The sequence below is a fragment of the Actinoplanes sp. NPDC051411 genome (genome assembly GCF_040682075.1).
In the GTDB taxonomy this organism is placed as follows: Bacteria; Actinomycetota; Actinomycetes; order Mycobacteriales; family Micromonosporaceae; genus Actinoplanes.
Genome location: NZ_JBFBAD010000017.1, coordinates 1 through 23,232, shown reverse-complemented (window position 1 = coordinate 23,232; position 23,232 = coordinate 1). Strand labels below are relative to the sequence as shown.

Annotated in this window: 27 protein-coding genes; 4 read left to right on the top strand and 23 right to left on the bottom strand. The window is 70.0% G+C overall.

The genetic code is table 11. The annotated features are described in order from the left end of the window. Window positions 1-8: 8 nt before the first annotated feature. Window positions 9-530 carry an N-acetyltransferase family protein gene (locus AB0M88_RS12095; RefSeq protein WP_364099471.1) on the bottom strand — a complete coding sequence of 174 codons (522 nt, stop codon included), beginning with the start codon at window positions 528-530 and terminating at the stop codon, window positions 9-11. Between the two features lie 39 nt (window positions 531-569). Here AB0M88_RS12095 and AB0M88_RS12090 point away from each other — a divergent pair, with 39 nt between their 5' ends. Continuing rightward, window positions 570-1,136: an XRE family transcriptional regulator gene (locus tag AB0M88_RS12090; protein ID WP_364099468.1), complete on the top strand. Its 567-nt coding sequence runs from the start codon at window positions 570-572 to the stop codon at window positions 1,134-1,136. 62 nt (window positions 1,137-1,198) lie between these two features. On the opposite strand, the gene AB0M88_RS12085 is transcribed toward AB0M88_RS12090, so the two are convergent. Then, on the bottom strand, window positions 1,199-2,095 hold the full coding sequence (locus AB0M88_RS12085) for a MerR family transcriptional regulator (RefSeq protein WP_364099465.1): 897 nt from the start codon (window positions 2,093-2,095) through the stop codon (window positions 1,199-1,201). A 54-nt stretch (window positions 2,096-2,149) separates the two neighbouring features. Between AB0M88_RS12085 and AB0M88_RS12080 the strand changes: the two genes are divergently transcribed. Continuing rightward, a complete protein-coding gene (locus AB0M88_RS12080) occupies window positions 2,150-2,710 on the top strand; it encodes a DUF6886 family protein (RefSeq protein ID WP_364099463.1) in 561 nt (186 codons plus the stop codon). Here AB0M88_RS12080 and AB0M88_RS12075 read toward each other — a convergent pair. The 18 genes from AB0M88_RS12075 to AB0M88_RS11990 form a co-directional block, all read right to left on the bottom strand. After that, window positions 2,696-3,505, bottom strand: coding sequence for an ABC transporter permease (locus AB0M88_RS12075; RefSeq protein WP_364099460.1), 810 nt, complete (start codon window positions 3,503-3,505; stop codon window positions 2,696-2,698). The two genes, AB0M88_RS12080 and AB0M88_RS12075, sit on opposite strands and share 15 nt — an antisense overlap. Further along, window positions 3,502-4,425, bottom strand: coding sequence for an ABC transporter ATP-binding protein (locus AB0M88_RS12070; protein WP_364099457.1), 924 nt, complete (start codon window positions 4,423-4,425; stop codon window positions 3,502-3,504). The genes AB0M88_RS12075 and AB0M88_RS12070 overlap by 4 nt, the downstream gene beginning before the upstream one ends. Next, window positions 4,422-4,601 (bottom strand): hypothetical protein, encoded by a 180-nt coding sequence (locus AB0M88_RS12065; protein WP_364099454.1) that lies wholly within the window; start codon window positions 4,599-4,601, stop codon window positions 4,422-4,424. The genes AB0M88_RS12070 and AB0M88_RS12065 overlap by 4 nt, the downstream gene beginning before the upstream one ends. 22 nt (window positions 4,602-4,623) lie before the next feature. Continuing rightward, entirely contained in the window at window positions 4,624-5,271 is a 648-nt protein-coding gene (locus tag AB0M88_RS12060; RefSeq protein WP_364099451.1) for a TetR family transcriptional regulator, read from the bottom strand. 665 nt (window positions 5,272-5,936) lie between these two features. Further along, window positions 5,937-6,722 (bottom strand): SAM-dependent methyltransferase, encoded by a 786-nt coding sequence (locus AB0M88_RS12055; RefSeq protein ID WP_364099448.1) that lies wholly within the window; start codon window positions 6,720-6,722, stop codon window positions 5,937-5,939. Window positions 6,723-6,764: 42 nt separating this feature from the next. After that, entirely contained in the window at window positions 6,765-7,349 is a 585-nt protein-coding gene (locus AB0M88_RS12050; RefSeq protein ID WP_364099445.1) for a helix-turn-helix domain-containing protein, read from the bottom strand. Further along, window positions 7,346-8,545, bottom strand: a complete 1,200-nt coding sequence (locus AB0M88_RS12045) for an acyl-CoA dehydrogenase family protein (protein ID WP_364099442.1) — start codon at window positions 8,543-8,545, stop codon at window positions 7,346-7,348. The genes AB0M88_RS12050 and AB0M88_RS12045 overlap by 4 nt, the downstream gene beginning before the upstream one ends. Beyond that, entirely contained in the window at window positions 8,545-9,537 is a 993-nt protein-coding gene (locus tag AB0M88_RS12040) for a phosphotransferase family protein (protein ID WP_364099439.1), read from the bottom strand. The genes AB0M88_RS12045 and AB0M88_RS12040 overlap by 1 nt, the downstream gene beginning before the upstream one ends. Further along, window positions 9,534-10,301 (bottom strand): SDR family oxidoreductase, encoded by a 768-nt coding sequence (locus AB0M88_RS12035; protein ID WP_364099436.1) that lies wholly within the window; start codon window positions 10,299-10,301, stop codon window positions 9,534-9,536. Before AB0M88_RS12035 ends, AB0M88_RS12040 begins: the two co-directional genes overlap by 4 nt. Beyond that, window positions 10,298-11,041 (bottom strand): SDR family oxidoreductase, encoded by a 744-nt coding sequence (locus AB0M88_RS12030; protein ID WP_364099433.1) that lies wholly within the window; start codon window positions 11,039-11,041, stop codon window positions 10,298-10,300. The genes AB0M88_RS12035 and AB0M88_RS12030 overlap by 4 nt, the downstream gene beginning before the upstream one ends. Before the next feature lie 63 nt (window positions 11,042-11,104). Continuing rightward, window positions 11,105-12,367, bottom strand: a complete 1,263-nt coding sequence (locus AB0M88_RS12025) for an ABC transporter substrate-binding protein (RefSeq protein ID WP_364099431.1) — start codon at window positions 12,365-12,367, stop codon at window positions 11,105-11,107. 32 nt (window positions 12,368-12,399) lie between these two features. After that, window positions 12,400-13,422, bottom strand: a complete 1,023-nt coding sequence (locus AB0M88_RS12020; RefSeq protein WP_364099428.1) for a branched-chain amino acid ABC transporter permease — start codon at window positions 13,420-13,422, stop codon at window positions 12,400-12,402. Then, window positions 13,419-14,297: a branched-chain amino acid ABC transporter permease gene (locus AB0M88_RS12015; RefSeq protein ID WP_364099425.1), complete on the bottom strand. Its 879-nt coding sequence runs from the start codon at window positions 14,295-14,297 to the stop codon at window positions 13,419-13,421. Before AB0M88_RS12015 ends, AB0M88_RS12020 begins: the two co-directional genes overlap by 4 nt. A gap of 1 nt (window position 14,298) precedes the next feature. After that, the gene (locus AB0M88_RS12010) at window positions 14,299-14,994 is read right to left on the bottom strand and encodes an ABC transporter ATP-binding protein (protein WP_364099422.1); all 696 of its coding nucleotides are present in this window, start codon (window positions 14,992-14,994) and stop codon (window positions 14,299-14,301) included. Beyond that, the gene (locus AB0M88_RS12005) at window positions 14,991-15,683 is read right to left on the bottom strand and encodes an ABC transporter ATP-binding protein (protein ID WP_364099419.1); all 693 of its coding nucleotides are present in this window, start codon (window positions 15,681-15,683) and stop codon (window positions 14,991-14,993) included. Before AB0M88_RS12005 ends, AB0M88_RS12010 begins: the two co-directional genes overlap by 4 nt. 536 nt (window positions 15,684-16,219) lie before the next feature. Beyond that, window positions 16,220-16,357: a transposase gene (locus tag AB0M88_RS12000; protein ID WP_364099417.1), complete on the bottom strand. Its 138-nt coding sequence runs from the start codon at window positions 16,355-16,357 to the stop codon at window positions 16,220-16,222. A 571-nt stretch (window positions 16,358-16,928) separates the two neighbouring features. Further along, a complete protein-coding gene (locus AB0M88_RS11995; RefSeq protein ID WP_364099414.1) occupies window positions 16,929-17,549 on the bottom strand; it encodes an alpha-ketoglutarate-dependent dioxygenase AlkB in 621 nt (206 codons plus the stop codon). A gap of 9 nt (window positions 17,550-17,558) precedes the next feature. Continuing rightward, window positions 17,559-19,079, bottom strand: coding sequence for an MFS transporter (locus AB0M88_RS11990; protein ID WP_364099411.1), 1,521 nt, complete (start codon window positions 19,077-19,079; stop codon window positions 17,559-17,561). A 34-nt stretch (window positions 19,080-19,113) separates the two neighbouring features. Here AB0M88_RS11990 and AB0M88_RS11985 point away from each other — a divergent pair, with 34 nt between their 5' ends. Next, window positions 19,114-19,839 carry a TetR/AcrR family transcriptional regulator gene (locus AB0M88_RS11985; protein WP_364099408.1) on the top strand — a complete coding sequence of 242 codons (726 nt, stop codon included), beginning with the start codon at window positions 19,114-19,116 and terminating at the stop codon, window positions 19,837-19,839. A gap of 7 nt (window positions 19,840-19,846) precedes the next feature. Here AB0M88_RS11985 and AB0M88_RS11980 read toward each other — a convergent pair whose 3' ends face one another. Beyond that, window positions 19,847-20,887 carry a hypothetical protein gene (locus AB0M88_RS11980; protein ID WP_364099406.1) on the bottom strand — a complete coding sequence of 347 codons (1,041 nt, stop codon included), beginning with the start codon at window positions 20,885-20,887 and terminating at the stop codon, window positions 19,847-19,849. Window positions 20,888-21,064: 177 nt separating this feature from the next. On the opposite strand from AB0M88_RS11980, the gene AB0M88_RS11975 reads away from it, so the two are divergent. Further along, window positions 21,065-21,820: a class I SAM-dependent methyltransferase gene (locus AB0M88_RS11975; RefSeq protein WP_364099403.1), complete on the top strand. Its 756-nt coding sequence runs from the start codon at window positions 21,065-21,067 to the stop codon at window positions 21,818-21,820. A 21-nt stretch (window positions 21,821-21,841) separates the two neighbouring features. Here AB0M88_RS11975 and AB0M88_RS11970 read toward each other — a convergent pair whose 3' ends face one another. Both AB0M88_RS11970 and AB0M88_RS11965 read right to left on the bottom strand, forming a co-directional pair. Beyond that, window positions 21,842-22,366 carry a DUF4240 domain-containing protein gene (locus AB0M88_RS11970; RefSeq protein WP_364099401.1) on the bottom strand — a complete coding sequence of 175 codons (525 nt, stop codon included), beginning with the start codon at window positions 22,364-22,366 and terminating at the stop codon, window positions 21,842-21,844. A 47-nt stretch (window positions 22,367-22,413) separates the two neighbouring features. Then, window positions 22,414-23,181 (bottom strand): polymorphic toxin-type HINT domain-containing protein, encoded by a 768-nt coding sequence (locus tag AB0M88_RS11965; protein WP_364099711.1) that lies wholly within the window; start codon window positions 23,179-23,181, stop codon window positions 22,414-22,416. Window positions 23,182-23,232: the final 51 nt, after the last annotated feature.

Below are 23,232 nucleotides of genomic sequence, written 5' to 3'. Positions count from 1 at the left end.
GCCCGTTTTCAGGCCGCGCCGGGCGGCGCCGCATCGCCGGTGACGAGCTCCAACTGGGCGATCGCCACGTCGTGCCAGGCGCCGCCCTTGAAACCGATGCGCCGGTGCACCCCGACCTCGATGAACCCCATCGCGGCGTGCAGGCCGAGGCTCGCGTCGTTGGGAATCGTCATCTTGGCCACCGCGACCCGGAAGCCGCGCTCGACCAGTCGCGCCAGCAGCGCCTCGTAGAGCGCGCGGCCGGCCCCGGTCCGCCGGCGGCCCGTCTGAAGATAGACGCTGACCTCGCACGACCACCGATAGGCGTCGCGGGCGGCGAACGGGCGAGCGTACGCATAGCCGACGACCTCGCCGTCGATCTCGGCCACGAACCAGGCGTGGGTCGCGGTGGCGGCCACGATCCGGGCGGACATCTCGGACGGGGACGGCGGCACGCTCTCGAAGGTGATCGCCGTGTCGGTCACGTAGGGCCGGTAGATCAGGGCACAGGCCGGTGCGTCGGCTTCAACAGCGTCACGAACGGTCAGCATGCCACGATAGTAGCCAGCTCGTGTTACATAATGGCACCCATGACGTCCGACGGCGATGACGGAACGGCGCGGCTGGCGGCGACGCTTCAGGGCGTACGGGAAAGTCGCGGCCTGTCCGCGAACGCCCTCGCCGACCTCTCCGGGGTTTCCCGCGCGATGATCGGCAAGATCGAGCGCGGCGAGGCGCAGCCGACCGCCGCGCTCCTCGGCCGGCTGATCGGGCCCCTGGGCCTGACCATGTCGGAGCTGTTCACCCGGGTCGAGGGCCCGCGCAACCGCCTCGCCCGGCGGGCTGACCAGCCACTGTGGACCGATCCGGAGACCGGCTACCAGCGGCGGGCCGTGTCGCCCCCCGACGGCCACCTTCAACTGGTCGAGGTCGAGCTGCCGCCGGGCCGGTCGGTCTCCTACCCGCCCGATCCGTTCGTCCGCACCCACCACCAGATCTGGGTCCTCGCCGGGCGACTGCTCTTCCGCGAGGGCGACGCCGAGCACGACCTCGCGGCCGGCGACTGCCTGGAGCTCGGACCGCCCCAGCCATGCACCTACGCCAACCCCGGCAAGACGACGACCCGCTACCTGGTCGCGCTGGCCAAGAACGCTTGACCCGGCCCCCCGGGGCACGCGCAGACCCGTCGGCTGCAAGGGCTGGGACGGGTTCGCGCTGATCAGGGTCGGGCCGGGCGGCGGGCCAGCCACTGCATGACGTCGAGGGCGTGCATGGCCGGCGCCGGAATCGGGTGGAAGACGTGTTCGATCACGCCGTCGCGGATGATCAGCGTGAGACGCCGGTAGAGGACCATGTCGCCGGCGCCGAAGGTGGGCACGCCGAGTGCGGCGGCGAGCGCCATCCGGGGGTCCGGCAGCAGGGGGTACGGCAGGCGCAGCCGGTGCACGAGCTCGCGCTGATAGCCGGTCGACTGCGCCGACAGGCCGAACACCCGGGCCGCCCCGGCCGACAGCAACTCGGCGTGGTGGTCGCGAAACCAGGACGCCTCCTCGGTCGACCCGCGCGCCCCCGGGATGTTGAGCGCGCTGTCCGGCAGGTCGACGCCCGGCCGCCCGGTCAGCGGATAGACGAAGACGACGCTGCGGCCCGGGCCCAGCGCGCCGAGATCGATCAGCCGGCCGTCGGTGGCGTAGAACTCGAGGCTCGGCACCGCCACACCGACGAGCTCGCGCGGGTCGGCGCTCGCCCGCCTGATCCGGCCGGGCAGGCGCTCGACCGCGGCCTCGAGCCTCTCGTGCAGGCTGTCGCGCTGCGCGGTGAGCCGGCCGATCCGCTCCTGGAGCCCGCTGATCGCGCTGCGGTAGGTGGCGACCGCGGCCCCGCACACGTCGGCCTCCCGCCCGTCGGCCAGGCTCTCGACGAACGGCCGCGTCTCCTCGACGCTGAGGCCGAGCGCGGTCAACTCCCGAATCTGCCGCACCAGATCGACCGCGATCGGGGCATATTCCCGATAGCCGTTCGACTGCCGCCGCGGCACGACCAGGCCCGCCGCCTCGTAATAGCGCAGCGCCCGCACGGTCGTCCCGGTCCGGCGCGCCAACTCCCCCACCCGCATGCGGCGACCATAAACCCGTACCCTCGGGTGCGGGTCAACCGATAAGAATTCAGGATGCGCCCACGCCCCGGCGAAGTGCTCCATTTCTCCGAAGACCCGACGATCACGCTCTTTCGACCCCATGTCGCGCTGACCGCGCAACAGCCCGAGCCGTACGTGTGGGCGGTCGACCACGATCATGCGCCCGACTACTGGTTCCCGCGGCAGTGCCCGCGCGCCCTGGTCTGGGCCGGTCCCGCGACCACGGGCGCCGACCGCGACCGCCTCATCGGCGCCGGCGGCGGCACCCGGGTCCATGCCGTCGAATACTCCTGGCTGCCGGCGCTCCTGGCCGCGAAGCTGTACGCCTACCGGTTGCCGGCCGACCGGTTCCGCCCCTTCGGCGAGGCCGAACGCCCGCACGCCTACGTCGCGGAGGAGCCGGTCGAGCCGCTGGGGCCGGCCGAACCGGTCGGCGACCTGCTGGCCTGCCACGCCGCGGCCGGCATCCAGCTGCGGGTCCTCGACAACCTCTGGCCGTACTGGGACGCGGTGGTCGCCTCCACCGCCCTCTTCAGCGGCATCCGCCTCCGCAACGCCGCGCCCCGTCATCGCTCTCCGTCAGTCGGCGGGTGAGGTCCGGGCCGGCCGCTTCTGGGTCGGCCGGTGGGGCTCCCAGCGGAACGTGGCGATAGCGACCGCGAGCCCGGCGATCGTCCAGGCGGCGAGCACGAGGATGTCGTGGGCGGGGAGCCGGAATCCCCCGGTGGTGTTGCCGAGCACGGTGGTCAGCGCGTGAATGAGCGGTTGGGCGGGGAGATAGCGGGCGATGGTGGCCAGCCACGACGGTTCGTGGATGGAGCCGAAGACGCCGGAGATGATGATGACCGGGAAGTAGGTGACCATGCAGGTGGGTGCCGCGGCCTCGGTGGTGGGGATGAGGGCGGTGAGGGCGGTGGCGGTGGCCGCCCAGGCGAAGGCACCGAGGGTGAAGACGACGAGTGCTCCGAGGGCACCGCCGACGCTCACCTTGGTGTGAAAGAGCAGCATGCTGGCGGCGACCGTGGCGGCCCCGGCGAGGACAGCCACGACGATGGTGGCGAGGATGCGGCCCAGGAAGTAGCACCAGCGGGGCAACGGTGTGGCCCGCCACCGCTTCAGGACACCGGACTCGCGGGCGGCGACGAGGCGAACACCGTAGGTGTTCCAGGCGGTCAGAGTGAGGCCGAAGGTGGCGTAGCCGGCGACGCCGGCCGCCTCGGTGTCGGTGCGGCTGCCGTGGGAGGCGATGAGCAGGAGGACGGGAAGTCCGACGCCGATGATGATCGCCCGGCCGCCGGCCAGCAGCCGGGCCTGGTAGGTGATCTGGGCGGCGAGCATCCGTCCGATGCTCGGCATCCGCGGCGGGAGAGCACGGGTGGCATCAGTCATGACGGGTTCGCTTTCGGCTCGGCCGGGCCGCCGATCGCGGCGAGGTAGGCGTCTTCCAGACTCGGCTGTCCGATCTCGACCCCGGTGAGGTCGAGGTGGTGGCCGTCGGCCCAGAGGAGCAGGTCACGCAGCGGACCAGCCGGGTTCTCGGCCGGGACGTTCAAGGTGTGCGTATCGGGGTTCAGATACTTCGCGAGGCTCGGCGGGAGGTCGTCGCCGGGCAGACCATCCGGAGGGCGGTAGCGGATGGTCGACGGTCCGGCCTGCGATCGGAGCCCGGCCGGTGTGGTGTCGGCCAGGACGCGTCCGCCGACGAGGAGGATCAGGCGGTCGGCGAGATGATCGGCCTCGTCGATGTAGTGCGTGGTGAGGATGACCGTGGTGCCGGTGGTGGTCAGGTTTTCCACCGCCGACCAGGCTCGCCGGCGGGCCTCCGGATCGAGGCCGGTCGTCGGCTCGTCCAGGAAGAGCACCTCGGGCCGGCCGATGATGCCGATGGCGACGTCGACCCGCCGACGTTGACCGCCGGAGAGCAACCCGATCTTGGTCCCGGCATCGTCGGCCAGATCGACCAGGTCGAGCGCCTCGCCGATCCTGCGCGGGTCGGGATAGAGGCCGGCGAAGATCGCCAGGGTGTCGCGGACAGTGAGATCGGTGTCCAGGCTGGTCGACTGGAGCACCAGGCCGATCCGCGCCCGCCACCGGCGATCGCCTCGATGCGGGTCGACGCCGAGCACCCGGGCGGTGCCGCTGGTGGGACTGAGGAACCCCTCGAGCATCTCCAGCGTGGTGGTCTTGCCGGCCCCGTTCGGCCCGAGCAGGGCGACGAGTTGCCCCTCGGGGACCTCGAAGCTGACGCCGTCAACGGCGGCGAAGTCGGCGAAGCGTTTGGTGAGCGCTTCTACGACAATGGCGCTCACCGCACTCGCCCATTGCGTTGCTCGCTGACGAGTCCGAACACGCCCCAGATGAGGAGAACGGCGCCGACCGCGGCCAGGATCACCCAGCCGTGGAGAAGCAGACCGACGGCGACCATGATCGCGCCGAGGATGATGCGGACGAGCGGCCCGTGCCTGCCGCGGAAGAGGAACAACATGACCGGCCTCGCTTTCTGAGGATCAGTGCAGGGTGATGTCGTTGAGGGCGGTGCCACCCACCGCCAGGGCGACGGCGGTGCGGACGACCTCGATCAAGCGGGCGGTTCGCTCGCTCTGGGTGGACCAGTGCAAGACGGCGGCTCGCTCGGCGGCGAGGACCACTCCGGCGAGCACCAGCGGTTGGAGGCTGCCCGGTTCCGCCCCGATGCGGCGGGCAACGGCCCCGGCGAGCGCCCGCTCGCCGGCGGCCTGAGCCTTGAGGTATTCGCCCTGCAACGTCGGCTCGGCCGCGACCAGGGCCCGGAATCCGTCCAGCCAGCCCTTGGGCAGGCCGTCCTGGCCGCCCGGCCCGTAGAGGCCGGCCACGGCCTCGACTAGGGCGTCGGCCAGAGGTTCGCCGGTCGGGCGATCGGCGAGGTTCGTCGTCAGCTGGGCGCCCCGAAGCGTGGCGGGCCAGACGATCGCCGCCTCCTTGCTGGGGAAATAGTTGTTGAACGTGCGGGTCGAGACGCCGACCGACTCGGCGATCTGGGGAACCCGCACGTTCGCCAAGCCCTCGGTGCGGGCCAACTCGAACGCGGCCAGGGCCAGGTCGAGTCGGGTCTGTTCTTTTTGAAGATCCCGGCGGCGCTTGGGTGTCGCTTCGGGAGAGCTAGGAAGTCCGGCCACGCCCTCAGTGTGCACGGTAATTGCGTGATACGCAAGTTCAGCGCATCACGCAACTATTGCGGACCACGCACGCCGCTTGACGCACGGCTAAGAGCCCGACCGCGACCCACGCGGCGACATCGGGTGTTCGACCGCAGCTCAGGCGCCCGACGTCGATGACCTGGAACGACCGGCGCTACCGGACGGCGCCCGGCGCCACGCCGCCGGCGAGACACCGCCGACCGAGGTGGCACCAACCGAGGTGGCACCAACCGAGGTGGCACCAACCGAGGTGGCACCAACCGAGGTGGCACCAACCGAGGCCGCGCCGACGACGCGGCGCCGGGACAAAGGGGCTGGGACAAAGGGGCTGGGACAAAGGGGCTGGCGGCGAAGGGGCTGGCGGCGAAGGGGCTGGCGGCGAAGCTGCCCTTGCTGCACCTCGAGCCGGAAGGCATGCGGCCGTGTGAGCGCGGTCGGCCGGGGCCGATCAGCACAGGATCGGGGTCGAGGTGCGCCTCGGGCATTCCCGGGCGCCGACGAGGCCGCTCTTCAGTCCCATGTGGACGCCAGGCACGCCGGGACATCCGAGGGTCGCGGGCTCTACCGCAGCGCCGAGTTCCGGGTGTTCACGCGGGACGACCTGGCGACGGTGGGCGGCTCTCCCCTGGAGCCGACGCGACGGCCTAGCGTCGGCGGCCGACTCCGCCGTAGAGCCAGCGGGTCGCCTCGGGCGCCGGGTCGGCCGGGTCGGGGCGCCACGCGTCGACGGTGACCAGGCCCGGGTCGAGCAGGTCGAAGCCGTCGAAGAAGCGGGCGATCTCGTCGTGGGTGCGGAAGAAGATCGGGGTCGGGGTTTGACGGTAGACCGCCTCGACGCCCTCGACCGCCTCCGCCGAGTGCTGGTCGACCGTGACGTGGGTGGTGGCCAGGTGGCTGCCGGGGGCCAGCGACCGGCGCAGCTCGCCCATGACCTCGTCGCGTTCGTCGTCGCGCAGGAAGTGGGTCATGGCGATCAGCAGCACGCCGACCGGCTGGCTGAAGTCGATGAGCTTGCGGACCTCGGGCCGCCCGACCACGTCGGCCGGGTCGCGCAGGTCGGCGGTGACGACGGTGGTGTCGGCGTTGGTGGCCAGCAAGGCGCGGCCGTGCGAAAGCACTATCGGATCGTTGTCCACATAGACGACGCGGGCGCCGGGGGCGAGGGTCTGCGCGACCTCGTGCGTGTTGCCCGCGGTGGGCAGGCCGGCGCCGATGTCGATGAACTGGCGGATGCCGGCCGCGGTCATGTGTGACACCGCCCGGCGCAGGAAGGCCCGGTTTTCCAGGGCCAGCTGGCGCACCTCGGGCATCGCGGCCTCGACCGCGACCACGGCGTCCCGGTCGACCTCGAAGTTGTCTTTGCCGCCGAGATAGTAGTCGTATATCCGGGCGACGTGGGGCCGCGTGGTGTCAAGATTGGTATCAGTCACCGCGACCGCCCCCTACTGTCCTATGTGTACCAGATCGTAGGGCTATGGGCGAGAAACGGCAAGGAGGGAACTGATCGTGCGGGCCAGCGTAGCCCGGGACGCGTTCACCGACAGGTTCATCGCCTCACGCCAGGTCGACCAGGTCGGCCACATGCTCACCGCGGTGAGAGCGTTGAGCAACTCCTCGTTGCCGTCGATCTCGGCCGCGAACAACGCCGACAGCTCGTCGCGCACCCGCTCGACGTGCAGGCGGCGATAGCGCTGCAGCGTATCCGAGAACGGCTCCTTGATCGCCGACGCCTTGGCCGTCGGGGCGATCTGCTCGAGCAGCCGGGCCCGCTGCCGGCAGTACGCCTCGATCCGCTCACCCAGCGGAAGCTTCCCTGAGATCGGCCGGTGCGACCCGTCCCGCACCTCGAGAATCCGCTGCCCGCTGGCCGCGAACAGCGCCTCCATGTCGGCGAAGTGGCTCCACAGCGCGCGCAGCGAGACGCCGGCCTGCTTGGCGATCCGGTCCGCGGTCGGCCGCAGGTCGCCCTCCCGGATCAGCTGGAGGTGCGCGTCGACGATGGCGTTGCGGGTGCGCTCGGACCGGGCGGTGCGGCCGTCGACGCGAGGCTGGGTCACGAGCGGCTCCGGTAGCGGCCGAGTTCGCGCCGGGCCAGCGACCGCTTGTGCACCTCGTCGGGCCCGTCGGCCAGGCGCAGCGTGCGGGCCGCCGCCCAGAGGTGGGCCAGTGGGGTGTCCTGGCTGACGCCGGCCGCGCCGTGGGCCTGGATGGCCTTGTCGACGATCCACTCGACGGTCGACGGCACCACGATCTTGATGGCCTGGATCTCGGTGTGGGCGCCCTTGTTGCCGACGGTGTCCATCAGCCAGGCCGCCTTGAGCACCAGCAGCCGGGCCTGTTCGATGCGGACCCGCGACTCGGCGATCCAGTCCTGCACCACGCCCTGGTCGGCCAGCGGCTTGCCGAACGCGTTGCGGGCCAGCGCCCGCTTGCACATCAGTTCGAGAGCCCGCTCGGCCATGCCGATCAGCCGCATGCAGTGGTGGATGCGGCCCGGGCCGAGGCGGGCCTGCGAGATCGCGAACCCGCTGCCCTCGGTGCTGATCAGGTTGGCCGCCGGGACCCGGACCCGGTCGAAGAGCACCTCGGCGTGCCCGCCGTGGTCGCCGTCGGTGTAGCCGAACACGGTCATGCCCCGCTTGACGGTCATGCCCGGGGTGTCGCGCGGAACCAGGATCATGCTCTGCTGGACGTGCCGGTCGGCCGAGGGGTCGGTCTTGCCCATCACGATGAAGATCTTGCAGTTCGGGTTCATCGCGCCGGAGATGTAGAACTTGCGGCCGGTGATGACGTAGTCGTCGCCGTCGCGCTCGATGAGGGTGCCGATGTTGGTCGCGTCGGAGGAGGCGACGTCGGGCTCGGTCATCGCGAACGCCGACCGGATTTCCCCGTCGAGCAGCGGCTGCAGCCATTCCCGCTTCTGCGATTCGGTGCCGAACTGGGCCAGCACCTCCATGTTGCCGGTGTCGGGGGCGGCGCAGTTGAGCGCGGCCGGGGCGATCGAGGGGCTGCGCCCGGTGATCTCGGCCAGCGGCGCGTATTGAAGGTTGGTCAGACCCGCGCCATGCGAGCCGGGGAGGAAGAGGTTCCACAGCCCGGCGTCGCGGGCGGAAGCCTGCAATTGAGCGATGACGGGCGGAATGTCCCATCCAGAGGGATGGAACGATGCCTCGGCCGGATACACAAAAGCATCCATGAAGTCGAGCAACCGCTTGCGGTAGTCCTCGGTCTTCTCGTCGAAGGTGAAGTCCATCAGTTCCCCTCCAGCGCCTCGTGTCCCCGCATCACGAGCGGGCCCACCAGGCTGCCGATCGTGTCGAACCCCGCACCCACGGTCTGGCCCTGAACGTACCGGTAGTGCACGCCCTCGAGGATCACCGCCAACTTGAACGCGGCGAACCCGACGTACCAGTGCAGGTCGCTGACATCCCGGCCGCTGCGTTCCGCGTACCGGGAAGAGATCTCGAGAATCGAAGGGTGACCGGGAACGGCCAGCGGAACCACCCCGCGCCCGTTTTTGACCTCGAGGGGCAGGCCGGCGTAGACCAGCATCAGCGCGACATCGCTGAGCGGGTCGCCGAGCGTCGACATCTCCCAGTCGAGCACCGCGTTGATCCGCATGTCGGGCCCGATCAGCACGTTGTCGAGCCGGTAGTCGCCGTGCACGACGGCGCCCGGGCCGCCGGCCGGGATGTCGACCGCCAGCCGGGCGTGCAACTCCTCGATGCCCGGCACCTCGCGGCTGCGCGACGCGTCGAGCTGCTTCTTCCACCGGTGCACCTGGCGGGCGTTGAACCCCTCCGGCCGGCCGAAGTCGGCCAGCCCGATCGCGGCCGGTTCCAGACCGTGCAGCTGGACCAGCGTGTCGACCAGCGACAGCACCAGCGCGTGCATGGCCGGGCCACCGAGCGCCTGGAGGTCGTTCTCGTCGCGGTAGATCGTGCCGTCGACGTGCTCCATCAGATAGAACGGCGCCCCGATCACCTCGGTGTCGGTGCAGAGCAGCATCGGCCGGGGCGCCGGGAAGCCGGCCTTGGAGAGCGCCTCCAGCACCCGGTGCTCACGGACCATGTCGTGCGCGGTCGGCAGCACGTGCCCGAGCGGCGGCCGGCGCAGCACCCAGCGCCGCTCGCCGTCGGTGATCGCATAGGTCAGGTTGGACCGGCCACCGGCGAACATGCGGCCGGTCAGCTCCCGGTCCGAGCCGAGATAGTCCCGCAGGCGTTCGAGGTCGAGGCCTTTCATGACTCGAACGCCCGCTGCATCTTGTTCATCCCGCCCAGCCAGCGGTCGGGGTCGGCGGCGCGCAGCTTGTAGTAGTCGGCGACCTCGGGGTGGGGCAGGATCAGGAAGCTCTCGCCCTCCAGCGCCGACGCGACGGTCGCCGCGACCTCGTCCGGCTCGATCGCGGACTCGGCCAGGAGCGCGGCGCTCGCGCTCGCGCGGTCACCACCGCGGGCGAGCATGTCGGTGCGCACCCCCTGCGGGCACAGCGCCTGCACGATCAGGCCGCGATGGGCGTACGTGGCCCGCAGCCATTCCGCATAGGCCAGGGCGGCGTGTTTCGTGACCGCATAGGGCGCGCTGCCCAGCAGCGAGAGCAGCCCGGCCGCGCTCACCGTGATCAGCAGGCGCTTGGACTCGCCCTGGTCGAGCCAGCGCGGCAGCAGCGCCCGGGTCACGTAGACGTGCGACATCACGTTGACCGCCCAGTCGCGGCCCCAGATCTCGTCGGGCACGGTCTGGTCGCCCGCGTCGAGCACGCCCGCGTTGGAGCAGAACAGGTCGATGCCGCCCAGCTCGTTCCACGCGGTGTCGATCAGGCGCCGGGTGTCGTCCTCGTTCGCCGCGTCGCCCGGCACCGCCAGGCCGCCGATGTCGGACGCCACCGCCTGGGCGGCGTCCGGGTCGATGTCGCTGACGATCACCTCGGCGCCGGCGCCGGCGAAGTGCCGGGCCAGCGCGGCCCCGATCCCGCCGCCCGCGCCGGTGACCACGACCCGTTTCACTGGACGTTCCCGGTCAGCGTCACTCCGCCGTCGAGGACGAGCGTCTGCCCGGTGATCCAGCCCGCGTCCCGCCCGCACAGGAACGCGACCGCGCCGGCCACGTCCTCCGGCACGCCGAGGCGGCCCAGCGGGTACCTCGCCGCGACCTCCTCCTCGCGACCCTCGTAGAGCACGGTCGCGAAGCGGGTCTTGACCACGGCCGGGGCGACCGCGTTGACCCGCACCTTGGGCGCCAGCTCGACCGCCAGCTCCTCGGTGAGGTGGATCAGCGCCGCCTTGGTCACGCCGTAGAAGCCGATGCCCGGCGCCGGGCGGACACCGGAGACCGACGAGATGTTGACGATCGAGCCGCCGTCGCTCAGGCCGCCGCGCAGCGCCTCCTGCACCCAGCCGAGGGTGCCGAGCACGTTCACATCGATCATCTTGCGGGCGGCGGTCAGGTCGAGGGTGCCGAGCGGGCCGTACGCCGGGTTGATCCCGATGTTGTTGACCAGCGTCGTCACCGGCCCGAACTGACCGAGGACGGTGTCGACCACGGCGGCCCGGTGGTCGGCATCGTCACCCTTGCCGGCGATGCCGATCGCCACCTCCGGGCCGCCCAGGTCCTTGGCCGCCTGGTCGAGCGCCTCCGCGTTGCGGCCGGTGATGGCGACCTTCCAGCCCTCGGCGACGAAGCGTTGGGCGATGGCGAAACCGATCCCTCGGCTGGCCCCGGTCACGATCGCCACTTGGTCTGCCATCGCCGCTCCTTCTCCAGTTTGTGCACTTGACGTGCGAACAGTAATTAGCGCTCAGCCCCGACGCTACTGCGCCGGCGGGATTCCGTTGGCCGGGGGCGCGGCCGCGGTGCCCGAGTACGGGCTGACCGGTCCGGCGGCGTCGTCGGTCTGGAACGCCGTGCCGAAGTACGTGGACTTGCCGCCGACGAGCTTGGTCAACTGCTCACCCGCGTACCCGGAATGATCTTTGTCCGAGAAGCGCAAGGGAACCATCCCAGGCCCGGTGAATCCGCCCTTTTCGACCGCGGCGGTCAGTTTGTCGCGGGTGAGGTCCTTCCCCGCGGCCTGGAGGGTCTGCACGAAGAGGTAGCCGACCGACATGCCGTAGACGACGTTGTCGTCGAACTGGGCGCCCTTGTTGTACTGCGTGTTGACCTTCTGGAACAGCTGGATCCACGGGTTGCTGGTGTCGCTGGCCAGCGGCAGGTAGTTGGCCGCCACGACACCTTCGAGCAGCCCGGCGGCCGGGCCCAGGGTCTTGGTCAGCGTGGTCGGGTCGGCGCCGACGTTGCTCACCACGTACTGCGGCTTGAAGCCGATCTTGGCGCCGGTGCCGATCGCCAGCGCGGTGAAACCGGGCACGGTCGCCAGCATGACGACCTGGCAGGCGGCCGCCTTGAGCGCGCCCATCTGCGGGCCGACGTTGGGGTTGCTGGTCACGTAGGACTGCTTGGCCGCGACCGGGCCGAGGATCTGCTCGATGCCGGCCAGGCTGTCCCGGCCGAAGTCGTCGTCCTGGCCGAGGAAGCAGACCTTCTTGCCGGCCAGCGACGTCTTGACGTAGGTCGCCAGGATCTTGCCCTCGACCGTGTAGTCCGGGTTGAAGCCGAACGTGCCCGGATATTTGTCGGGCTGGTTCCAGCTGCGGCTGCCGCTGGCCACGAAGAGGTCGGGCACCCGGTTGGTCTTGAGGAAGTCGAGCACACCGGTGTGGGTCGGCGTGCCGAGCCCGTTGAGGATCGCGAAGACCTTGTCCTGGAGCACCATCTGCCGCACCACCTGCTGGGTGGTGGCCGGGTTGTAGGTGTCGTCCATGATCTTGTATGTGATCTGCCGGCCGTAGACGCCGCCGTTCGCATTGACGAAGTCGAAGTAGGCCTTGGTGGCGGGGGAGATCTCGGAGTAGCCGGCGGCGGCCGGCCCGGTGAGCGGTTGATGGGTGCCGATCAGGATCGACGAATCGGTGACGCCGGGGGTGCTGGAACTCCCCCCGCCTCCACTGCTGTTTCCGCTGCTACAGCCGGCGGCCAGCAGCACGGCGGCGAGGACGGTCGCGGTGCGTTTCATTCTTGGCCTTTCTGCGCGGTATTCCGGAGGGATCAGTGCTGCTTCGCGGCGCCGCGAGCCCGCCGAGGGCGGATTCGCAACGCCGCGAGACCGCCGGGGGCGGCCAGCATGACGGCGACGAGGACGACGCCGAAGAAGGTGAGCGAGAGGTTGCCCTCCAGCCGCTGCGAGCCCGCGTTCTCCCCGATCGACTGGGCGACCGCGGGCAGTGCGACGAGCAGAAACGCGCCGATCAGCGCCCCGGCCAGCCGGCCCAGCCCACCGATCACGATCGCCATCACCAGGAACAGCGAAAGGGTCAGCGGGAAGGCGCCCGGCGAGACGCTCTGGGCGAGGAGCGCGAACAGGGCGCCGGCCAGGCCGGCGCAGGCGGCCGAGACGACAAAGGCCAAAACTTGTGTACGCGCCACGCCGATGCCGGCCAGCCTCGCCGCCGTCTCGTCGTCGCGCACCGCCCGCATCCGCAGGCCGAACCGGCTGCGGGTGAGATAGGCCAGCACCAGCACCGTGACCAGCGCACCGGCCCAGCAGAGCCACGCCTGCCAGCGCTCGACCGGGATCGTGCCGGGCGGCGGCTCGAGCGCCACCGGCAGACCCTGGTCACTGTTGAACGTGCCGTCGAACGTGCTGGTGACCGACGGCACCACGACCGCGACCGCCAGGGTGAGCCCGGCCAGATAGGGACCGCGCAGCCGGGCCGCGGCCAGCCCGATCACCGCCCCCACGGCGGTGGTGACCAGGATCGCCACCACGATTCCGGCGATCAGCAGGTCGAACTTGTTCTGCATCAGCGCGAACGTGTAGGCCCCGGTCGCCAGCAGGGCGCCGTGGCCCAGGGAGAGCTGCCCGTTGAGTCCGGTGAGAACGGTCAGGCCGGCGGTGACGCAGAAGTAGGCCCCGATCGTGGCCAGTTGATAGGTGCGAAACGGCGGCAGCATGTAGGTCAGCGCGACGATCACGATCGCGCCGGCGACGAAGACCACGATCGGGTTGAGCCGCCGGGTTGTGATCGCCGGCACGCTGGCCGGTTTGATGCGGTCCTTGATCAACGTCATGCCGTCCTCGCTTTCGAGCGGGCGAAGAGCCCGTCCGGCCGGCCCAGGAGCACGACCACGAGCAGGATCAGGACCGCCATCGGGGCGACCGTGGCACCCATGTAGCCGCTGACGTAGGACAGCAGCAGCCCGACGATCACGCCGCCGACCACCGCGCCGATCGGGCTGTCGAGGCCGCCGACCACCGCGGCCGTGAAGGCCGAGATGAACAGCAGATCCATCGCGTTGGGATGCAGCCCCAATTCGGTCGGGATGACCAGCATCCCGGCCAGCGACCCGGTCGCGGCGGCCAGCGCCCAGCCCAGCGTCAGCATGCCGCCGACCGGCACGCCGAGCAGCCGGGAGACGTCCGGCGCGAAGGCGGCCGCCCGCATCCGCAGGCCGGTCGACGTGCCCCGGAACAGAAGCGAGAGAAGAACGACGACCGCACCCACCGCGGCGAACACGAACAGGTCGTAGCGTGACAGCAACGCGACGCCACCGACCTCGAACCCGTCCCGGCTGAACGGGGCCGCGGCCGGCTTGTAGTCGTCGCCGTAGATCATCCCGAGCACGCCCTGGATGATCAGCACCAGGCCGAGCGCGACCACCACCCCGTTGAGCGGCGACGAATGGTCGACGAACCGCATCACCACCCGCTCGACCGCCGCGCCGAGCACCAGCCCGCCGATGATCGCGACGGCGAAGCCGAGCCAGTAGGAGCCGGTCGCGGTGCTGACCGAATAGCCGGCGTAGACGGTGGCGATCGCCATCGCGCCCTGGGCGAAATTGACGATGCGGGCGGCCCGCCAGATCAGCACCAGGGCCAGCGCGAACGCCGCGTAGACCGCGCCCCGGCTGAGCCCGTCGAAGGTCAGGTAAATGAATCTGTCCATGTCAGAACCCCAGGTAGGCGTGCCGCAGTTCGGCGTCGTCGCGCAGGTCGGCGGACGGCCCGCGAGCGACGACCCGGCCGAGCGCCAGCACGAGAGCCTCGTCGGCCACCGACATCGCACTGCGCACGTTCTGCTCGACCAGCAGCACGGCCAGGCCGGTGCGGTCGCGCAGGTCTCGCAGCAGCGACATGATCTGGGCGGTCACCCGGGGCGCCAGCCCGAGCGACGGCTCGTCGAGCAGGAGCAGGCGCGGGCCGGCGGCCAGCGCGCGGCCGATCGCCAGCATCTGGCGCTCGCCACCGGAGAGTTCACTTCCGGGCCGGTCGCGCCGCTGGGCGAGCGGCGGAAAGAGCTCATAGATCTCGTCGAGTGCCGGCCGCGGCTTGCGCCACAGGCCACCGAGCCGCAGATTTTCGTCCACCGTCAGCTCGGTGATCACGCCACGTCCCTCCGGCACGTGCGCGACGCCCCGGCGGACCATCCGCTCGACGCTTTCCTTGCGAAGATCAACACCGTCGAACAGGATGCGCCCGGCGGTCGCCGGGACGAGCCCGGAGAGCGTACGCAGGAGGGTCGTCTTGCCGGCCCCGTTCGCCCCCAGCACCGCGACGATCTTGCCGGCCGGCACCTGGAAACTGATCTCGTGCAGCACCGGGGCCGCCCCGTAACCCGCGGTCAGGCCCTCGACCTCCATCATGCGGCAGCCCCCAGATAGGCATCGGCCACCGCGGGATCATCCTTGATCTGATCGGGCGGCCCGATCGCGATCGGCTTGCCGAAGTCGAGCACCAGAATCTCGTCGCACACCGCCATCACGAGATCCATATGGTGCTCGACCAGCAGAATCGTGGTGTCGAGCTCGCGGATCAGACCCTCCAGCCAGGCGATCTCGTCGGCGTCGAGACCGCCGGCCGGCTCGTCGAGCAGCAGAATGCGCGGCTCGGCGACGAGGGCCCGGGCCAGCTCCACCCGCTTGCGCAGGGCATAGGGCAGCCGGCCGGGTAACTCGTGGGCGTGCTCGGCGACCCCGCAACGCTCCAGCGCGCCCTTGGCGTTCTTCCCGCCGACCAGCACGTTTTCCAGCACGGTCATGCCGTTGAACTGGCCGACCCCCTGAAGCGTGCGCGCGATGCCGTGCCGCGCGAGATGGTGCGGCCGGGGCCGAAAGGGACGGCCGTCCAGCGTCATCGCGCCCCCGTTGTGGCGGACGAAGCCACAGACGACGTTGAAGAGGGTGGTCTTGCCGGCCCCGTTGGGACCGATGATGCCCACGACCCGGCCGGGCGGAACCTGGAGCGAGACGTCATCGAGCGCGGTCAGGCCGCCGAAGCGAACGGTCAGGTGTTCGAGCGCGAGCCCGGTTGTTGACGCGGTGCTTGTTGACATGGTGCACCCCTAGCCGGACCGATGGCGATCCCTTGTGGAGCGTGAAGGTCAACTATTTACACTTGGAGTGTAACTTTCAGCGCGCGCTGGTCAACCGGCATTTTCGAAGCGTTACCGGGGAGGTCAGGCCACCGCCGCCCGGGCCCGGTCGGGCGACTCGCCGGGTGAGGGTCGGCGCTCGCCGGCCCTCGCGGGTTGATGCTGTGGAGCGATCTCGGACGCCTGGTCGCGTTCGGGTGTCCTGGCTGGGCTTTGCGGGGCCGGTCGGGGCCCGTGCAGCGGCGGCCTTCGACTCACTCGTCGGTCCGCTCGGCCAGGAGAGAGCCGACGAGGCGGATGATCGCGGCCCGATTCGGGCAGATCCCGGCGCCGACGGATCTCTTTGGTCAGGCGTCTCAGGGACCTCGGCCAGCAGGTTGCCGCAGGCAGTGGGGTCCGGCAGCGCTGCCGGGACGCGCGGCGCCGATCGCCGTCACGAGGCCGAGGTGAGCGTCGGAGACGACCGCCGAACCGCCAGCGCAGGGCCGGCGCCGCCCTCATCCGAGCGGATGTACAGGCCCAGCTACCTCACGGCTGCCGTCGGCGTTGACGCCAACCGCGACGAGGGCACGGACGTTGATGATGCGGCCGGGTTCGCGGACCTTGAAGACCGAGGCGTCAAGCCGGACGAACATATAAGGCCCGCCGCCCAACGGCCGTCCGCGGCCGCTTCAACTCGGACGTCGCGAGCTGCCAGGCGTCGCTGAGCTGCCAGGCGTCGCTGAGCTGCCAGGCGTCGCTGAGCTGCCGGGCGTCGCTGAGCTGCCGGGCGTCGCGAGGCGCCGGGCGTCCCGAGGCGCCGGGCGTCCCGAGGCGCCGGGCGTCCCGAGGCGCCGGGCAGCTCCTGCCGGGCGGTCGTTCCCAGGCGCCGTCGAGCGCCGCGGCCGTCCCAGTCGTTGAGCCCGTCGCCGGTCGCGCGGTCGTTTCCGCGCGCCACCGGGCGACCCTCGTCGCGCAATCGTCTCCAGGCACCACCCGGCCGCGTCGCGCGATCGTCTCCAGGCACCGCCCGGCCGCGTCGCGCGATCATTTCCACGCACCGCCCGGCCCCGTCGCGCGATCATTTCCACGCACCACCCGGCCCCGTCGCGCGATCATTTCCACGCACCACCCGGCCCCGTCGCGCGATCATTTCCACGCACCACCCGGCCCCGTCGCGCGGTCGTTTCCACGCACCGCCGAGCGGCGCCCGCTCGGGCGGGCTTCTCAGGCGACGTCGACCGGCCGGAACTGCACGCTGATGCGTGGCCCGACCGCCCTGGCCGTCTTGGGGATCGCGTGCTCCCACGTGCGCTGGCAGGAGCCGCCCATCACGATGAGGTCGCCGTGACCGAGCGGGAACCGCAGCGACTCGTGACCGCCGGCCCGCGGGCGCAGCGCCAGATTGCGCGGTGAGCCGAGCGAGAGGATCGCGACCATGGTGTCGTGCCGCGACGAGCGGCCGATCGTGTCGCCGTGCCAGGCGACGCTGTCGCGGCCGTCGCGATAGAGGCACATGCCGGCGGTGACGAACGGTTCGCCGAGCTCGTCGGCATAGTGCGACGAGAGCTCGGCCCGGGCCGCGGTCAGCACCGGATGAGGCAGCGTCTCCTCGGCGCCGAACCAGCGCAGCAGCCGCGGCACGTCGACGACGTTGTCATACATCTTTCGGCGGTCGGCTCGCCAGTCGATGCCGAGGAGGCGCTCGAAAACCTCGTCGGAGTTGCTCAGCCAGCCCGGCAGCACGTCGACCCACGCGCCGGCGGTCAGCCGGTGTCTCTGCGGCCGCAGAGGGCTGAGCGCGGGTGCCGCATCGAGGTCGCCGAGCATTGAAGGCTGGTAGCTCATGCGGCCATATTAGTACGCCTGTTCGACGAGTTCCGCCTTATCCCCCGCCTCTTTCTTCGCCGGCCTGAGCACCGACACCGCCACCACCGCGGCCGCGATCCCGCCGAAGACCCCGATCAGGGACGCCGTGGAGGTCGCGTGCACGAACGCGCTCTTCGCGACCTGAGCCAACTGGCCGTCTCCGGTCGCGGCCGCGATTCCGAGCGCCTCACCGATCGAGTGGCGGGCGGCCGCCGGCAATCCGTGCGGCATCGCCGACTGGTAGGCCGTGGTCAGCACACTTCCCAGCACGGCGACGCTGAGCGCCGACCCGATCTGCTGCACAGTGTCGTTGACCGCCGACCCGACTCCGGCCCGCTCTTGCGGCAGCGCCGCGAGCAGCGTCCCGTACGCCGCCGGCCCGGTGATCCCGCTGCCCATGCCGATCACGACCATCGCGATCGCCAGCTTGACGTAGCCGTCGTACGCCCCGAGCGAGGCCAGCACCCCGAAGCCGGCCGCCATCAGCAACATTCCGGTGGCGACGGCGGCCCGGGTGCCGAGCTTCTTGTCGACCAGCACCCCGATCCCGTTGAACGCCATCGCGGTGACCAGCATCGGAATGAACGCCAGCCCGGCCTTGAGCGGGGTGTAGCCGAGCACGAACTGCAGATATTGGGTGAGCGCGAGCCCGATGCCGCCGGCTGAGAAGGAGAGCAGCACGATCGAGAAGCTGGCGCCGCCGAAGTTGCGGTCGCGGAACAGGGTCATCGGCAGCATCGGCTCGGCGACCCGGCGCTCCCAGAGGACGAACGCGACCAGGCCCACGACCGCGGTCATGAACCCGCCGAGAGTCTGGGCCGAGCCCCACCCGAGCCGGGACGAGTTGATCACGCCCCAGACCAGCGCGGTCATGCCGATCGTGGAGAACAGCGCGCCGAGCAGGTCGGGCCGGCCGGACGGTCCGCGCGACTCGGGGATGATGGCCAGCGCGGCGACGATCCCCAGGCCGGCGACCGGGATGTTGATCAGGAAGATCGAGCCCCACCAGAAGTGCTGCAGCAGAACGCCACCGACCAGCGGGGAACCGAGCGCGCCGAGCATCAGCACCGAACTCCAGATGGCGATCGCCTTCTTGCGCTCGGCGTCGTCGAACACCGTGGTCAGGATCGACAGCGTGCCGGGCATGAGGAAGGCGGCGCCGACACCCATCACCGCGCGTACGGCGATGAGCTGGCCCGGCGTCTGGCAGAAGGTGGCGACGGCCGAGGCGATCCCGAAGATCGCCATGCCTGTGACCAGGCCTTTCCGCCGCCCGTGCCGGTCCGAGAGACCGCCCGCGGTGAGCAGCAGTCCGGCGAAGACCAGGATGTAGGCGTCGATGATCCACTGGATGTCGGCGGTGCTCGCGCCGAGGTCGCGGATCAGCGACGGGATCGCGATGTTGAGCACCATGTTGTCGATGACGACCACCAACATGCTCAGGCAGAGCACGGCGAGGATCAGCCAGCGACGCGGGTCGCGCTCTTTCTCGTACGCTGTACTACTCACTCGCACACCGTACGAGGCCGGCTAAGATAGCGCAATGCCGGACTTCTTCGCCGACTCGGTGTTCCTGCGACCGCCCCGCACCCGGAGCGGCCAGCCCACCCTGAGCCGCGAACAGATCGTCAAGGCGGCGATCGAACTGCTCGACGCGGAGGGCCCGTCCGGCCTGAGCATGCGCAAACTCGGCACCCGCCTCGGCGCCGGCGCCACCTCGATGTACTGGCACGTCACCAACAAGGACGAACTGCTGGAGCTGGCGGTCGACGAGGTGATGGGCGAGGCGTACGTTCCGGAGGCGCGCGACACCTCGTGGCGGATCGGCCTCTCGGTCTGGGCCAACGGCATGCACGCCATGCTGCTGCGCCACCCCTGGGTCACCGGCCTCCTCGGCACCCGGCCGACCATCGGCCCCAACGCGATGCGCATCGGCGAGCGGGCGATCACCCTGCTCACCGGGGCCGGCTTCCGGGGGCTCGAGGTCACCCACGTGATATCGCTGGTCAACGCCCACGCCCTCGGCTCGGCCGCCACGCAGAACGCCGTGGCCCGCGCCACCCGCCAGGCCGGCGTCCCGATGGCCGAGCTGGCCGCCCAGATGGAGCCCTACCTCGACCGGCTCGCCCCCGAGCACCCCAACTACGACAAGTGGCGCCGCGAAAACGCCGGCGAAGCCTTCGACCCGGTGAAAATCTGGGACGAGGGCTTCGCCTTCGGTTTGGAGCGCATCCTCGACGGCCTCGCGCAGTGGCTCGAGGCGCGTTAGAACCGCGTCACTTGGCGATGCTGATGGCCGGGCAGTTGATCAGGAAGCCGGAACGGCCGAACTTGCTGCCGTCGGGCGCGGTGATCAGGCCCTTGCCGGCCAGCGCGCGCAGGTCGTCGAAGTCGGTGACCCGCTTGACCTGACCGGCCGTCACCGCGGCCGGGGTCCACTGGGCGAGGTTGGCGTCCCACAGCGGGCTGTACTCCGAGGCCGGGTCGTTCTCCGGCACCTCGCCGAGGATGTTCAGCGGGTCGAGACCGTCGAGCAGCGCACTCGACAGGCCCTGTCGCTGCGGGTTGTCCTTACCGAGCTGCCCGTTGGTCACGATGCCGATCTCCTCCCGGGCCGGCTGGACGCCGGTCGAGTCGTCGTCGGCCGGGGCCGCGTTCAGGGCGGGCACGTCGGCCGCGTTCTCCAGCGCCGCCGTCAGCGGAATCGACGCCTCGAACGAGACGTAGTGCACGCGCTGGTGGTCGTAGAAGCCGTCGGTCTCGCGGTAGACGACCCGGCCGTGCTTCCGGTCGATCGTGACCACCTTGTCGGCCTGCCCGCTGGCGTTGGCGATCTGCGGAGCGTTGATCACCGTACCGTCGGGCAGCTGGAGCAGCGAGCTGTAGCCGGGCTGGGCCTCGGCCCCCGGCACGGCCTGGTCCGGCGGGAATCCGGTCGGCCCGGGAACCACGACCCGGGAGGGAGTGAAGTCGACCGTGGCCGGGATCTTCAGCCCGGCCGGCGTAGCGGTCGCCTTCTGCACGGCGGCCGTGCCGCGGGCGTTGGCCAGCCGGGGCGCGAAGTTCACGCCGAGCGCCTCGGCCGCCTTCTCGGTCGAAGCGTCGGTGATCACATAGGACACCGGTTTCCCGGCGACATAACCGGTGTGCAGCGGCAGGCTCACCGTGTGGGTCGCCGGGTCCTCGACGAAGCTGCGCGAGAACACGTGGAACGAGTCCGACGTCGAAGCGTGGGCCGCGGCGGGCACCGCGACGACGGCCGCCGCCACCCCGATCGCCAGCATGGCCGGCCGGACACGGCTGTTCAGGAATCCCATTTCTGCCCCTCCTGGACGACGGTTCCCATCCGTGGGAACCGATCGACGGAATTCCATCACCGCCTCCGGGAGAATGTTATTAATCGACGCTTACGAGCGCCTTACGCCCATTTCTTACCCGAGCGTGACGAAACCCACTCTCGACCCGGCCCTGAGGTGCGGGTTTAACGTCGCCGCATGTCTTCCGGCGACTTCGACTACGACGCTCACGGCCACGACTACGCGACCATCCGACGCCCCGACCCGCGGATCGCGTCCCTGATCCACTCCGCGCTGGGCGACGCCCCCACCGTGCTCAATGTCGGTGCCGGCGCCGGTTCTTACGAGCCTTCCGACCGGCACGTGGTCGCCGTCGAACCGTCGGCCGCTATGCGCGCCCAGCGGCCACCTTCTCTGGTTACCGCTGTGAACGCGACCGCCGAGCAACTCCCGTTCGACGACAACTCCTTCGACGCGGCCATGGCCACCGTCACCGTCCACCAGTGGCGCGACCTTGCCCGCGGCCTGTCCGAACTGCGGCGAGTCGCCCGGGGCCCGGTCGTCATCCTCACCTTCGACGGCGACGCGCTGGACCGCTTCTGGCTGGCCGCCTACGCCCCCGAGCTGATCGCCGCCGAACGCCGCCGCTACCCCGCGATCCCGCTGCTCGCCGACGCCATCGGCCGTTCGTCATCGGTCGCCGAGGTCCCCATTCCGATCGACTGCGTCGACGGCTTCACCGAGGCGTTCTATGCCCGGCCGGAGAGCTTCCTCGACCCACGGGTGCGGGCGGCGCAGTCGGCGTGGGGCTTCATCACGCCGGAGGCGACCCAGCGCACCGTCGCCGGCTTGCGCCAGGACCTGGCCTCCGGCCGGTGGGATGAGACGTACGCGTCGTGGCGCGCCCAACCCCAGTTCAACGGTTCCCTGCGCCTGCTGACCGGCCTCCCCTGAATCGTCCCGATCGCAATTCTGCTATCGAACCGCTCGTGATCGCCAAGCATGGATGCGAGGGAAGCGAGCCATGACGGCTTCGGTGTCATGAAGATCGGTCCGCTTTCCGAATGGCTTCGTCAGCACTGACTGATCCGGCGGGTCTGGAGGACTCACGCCGGCACGAGCCAAATACAGACGCTCCGGGATGCCACTCAATTCCTCAGCCTCCGCGGATTCCGCATCGGCCACGATCCGGCCATATTCTGCGAGATTGTCCGCGTCAGCGCGTATCGAATCATAATCCGGCCGACCCAGGCTGATAGCCCACGAACGAAAGTCCATGAACGAGTCGTCGTCGGTCCCGTTCAGCATAAGGGCAGAGGCATCCCAGACGTCCCATGAATAGAGACCATCGGACGCCGCCAGCCAGGCCAGACGAAAACTTGCAATCTCCTCGACGGGTAACGCGTCAAGTTCGAGCACCAGGTTCGTGTTGAAATCCACCAGTAGCTCGGCGTCTTCCCGACACTTCCCGACGATGCTCCAAAACTCGGTCGACTGCACGATCCTCCCTAACGACGCACCGGACTCCGAGGCCGCCGACTCAGCGACTAAGAGGGCAGGCGTATTTCGGGGTTACGCGTGTTTACCACATTAAAGCCCATATTGGTGAGGGAGTCCATCGTTGTCTGTTCGATGGTCCTCAGCACAGTTCTCGAGAAGCCGGTCAACGGTACGAAGGTGACATTTAGAACGTCCTGTTCCCGGTACCCCGCCTTGTATACCGAGTGGGACGCACTGGAGACGGATGCGTTCACGCGTCCGGCGACGTCGTTCAATGACATTCCGACGTACTTGGCCCGGCCCGGAAGATGGATGGTATAGACGCCGCCCTGGCCGCCTTTGATTCCAAACTTCGCCGCAAGTGATTTCGAGCACGAGCAGGCATTTCCCTGCGCGTCCGTGCCACCCGGGCAGTTGTGCACTATGACCGGGGTGTAGCCCGCCACGATGTAGAAAGTGTGGACGGCGCTGACCGTGAGGTCGTACATGTCCCGCGCCGCGGCGAAGTTGACGACCGCGACGACCGCGGCTGATCCGTCGCCGGTCGCGACCTTGTCAGAAGGCGCAAGGTCGCCGGCACCGACCCACATCTTTCTGGTCTTGTCCCAGAACGGGTGCTGCTGCGTCGTGTGCACGACGGTGTTGCGACCCTTGACCTTCACGGTGAGATCGGTCAATGCCTTGTCGTGGTCGACATGAATGGCGGTGACCGTCTGGCTCGTTGTCTTCCCCGTCGTGGGATCGGTTGCCTGAACCTTGTCGCCGGCTTTGTGCCCGCGGACACAGGCCCCTGACCTGTGTCGATAAACCGACAGTATTGTCCGGCGCCGATTTCGTCACACAGCGCAGTTACGCCCGTATCCCTG

Bases quoted from the DNA above. Each gene is read 5' to 3' on its own strand.
- AB0M88_RS11985 (WP_364099408.1), top strand. From the start codon at position 19,114: ATGCCGGACTTCTTCGCCGACTCGGTGTTCCTGCGACCGCCCCGCACC.
- AB0M88_RS11975 (WP_364099403.1), top strand. From the start codon at position 21,065: ATGTCTTCCGGCGACTTCGACTACGACGCTCACGGCCACGACTACGCG.
- AB0M88_RS12090 (WP_364099468.1), top strand. From the start codon at position 570: ATGACGTCCGACGGCGATGACGGAACGGCGCGGCTGGCGGCGACGCTT.
- AB0M88_RS12085 (WP_364099465.1), bottom strand. From the start codon at position 2,095: ATGCGGGTGGGGGAGTTGGCGCGCCGGACCGGGACGACCGTGCGGGCG.
- AB0M88_RS12000 (WP_364099417.1), bottom strand. From the start codon at position 16,357: ATGTTCGTCCGGCTTGACGCCTCGGTCTTCAAGGTCCGCGAACCCGGC.
- AB0M88_RS12030 (WP_364099433.1), bottom strand. From the start codon at position 11,041: ATGGCAGACCAAGTGGCGATCGTGACCGGGGCCAGCCGAGGGATCGGT.
- AB0M88_RS12080 (WP_364099463.1), top strand. From the start codon at position 2,150: ATGCGCCCACGCCCCGGCGAAGTGCTCCATTTCTCCGAAGACCCGACG.
- AB0M88_RS12005 (WP_364099419.1), bottom strand. From the start codon at position 15,683: ATGTCAACAAGCACCGCGTCAACAACCGGGCTCGCGCTCGAACACCTG.
- AB0M88_RS12025 (WP_364099431.1), bottom strand. From the start codon at position 12,367: ATGAAACGCACCGCGACCGTCCTCGCCGCCGTGCTGCTGGCCGCCGGC.
- AB0M88_RS12020 (WP_364099428.1), bottom strand. From the start codon at position 13,422: ATGACGTTGATCAAGGACCGCATCAAACCGGCCAGCGTGCCGGCGATC.
- AB0M88_RS12040 (WP_364099439.1), bottom strand. From the start codon at position 9,537: ATGAAAGGCCTCGACCTCGAACGCCTGCGGGACTATCTCGGCTCGGAC.
- AB0M88_RS12075 (WP_364099460.1), bottom strand. From the start codon at position 3,505: ATGACTGATGCCACCCGTGCTCTCCCGCCGCGGATGCCGAGCATCGGA.
- AB0M88_RS12095 (WP_364099471.1), bottom strand. From the start codon at position 530: ATGCTGACCGTTCGTGACGCTGTTGAAGCCGACGCACCGGCCTGTGCC.
- AB0M88_RS11980 (WP_364099406.1), bottom strand. From the start codon at position 20,887: ATGGGATTCCTGAACAGCCGTGTCCGGCCGGCCATGCTGGCGATCGGG.
- AB0M88_RS12045 (WP_364099442.1), bottom strand. From the start codon at position 8,545: ATGGACTTCACCTTCGACGAGAAGACCGAGGACTACCGCAAGCGGTTG.
- AB0M88_RS12065 (WP_364099454.1), bottom strand. From the start codon at position 4,601: ATGTTGTTCCTCTTCCGCGGCAGGCACGGGCCGCTCGTCCGCATCATC.
- AB0M88_RS11995 (WP_364099414.1), bottom strand. From the start codon at position 17,549: ATGAGCTACCAGCCTTCAATGCTCGGCGACCTCGATGCGGCACCCGCG.
- AB0M88_RS12015 (WP_364099425.1), bottom strand. From the start codon at position 14,297: ATGGACAGATTCATTTACCTGACCTTCGACGGGCTCAGCCGGGGCGCG.
- AB0M88_RS12010 (WP_364099422.1), bottom strand. From the start codon at position 14,994: ATGATGGAGGTCGAGGGCCTGACCGCGGGTTACGGGGCGGCCCCGGTG.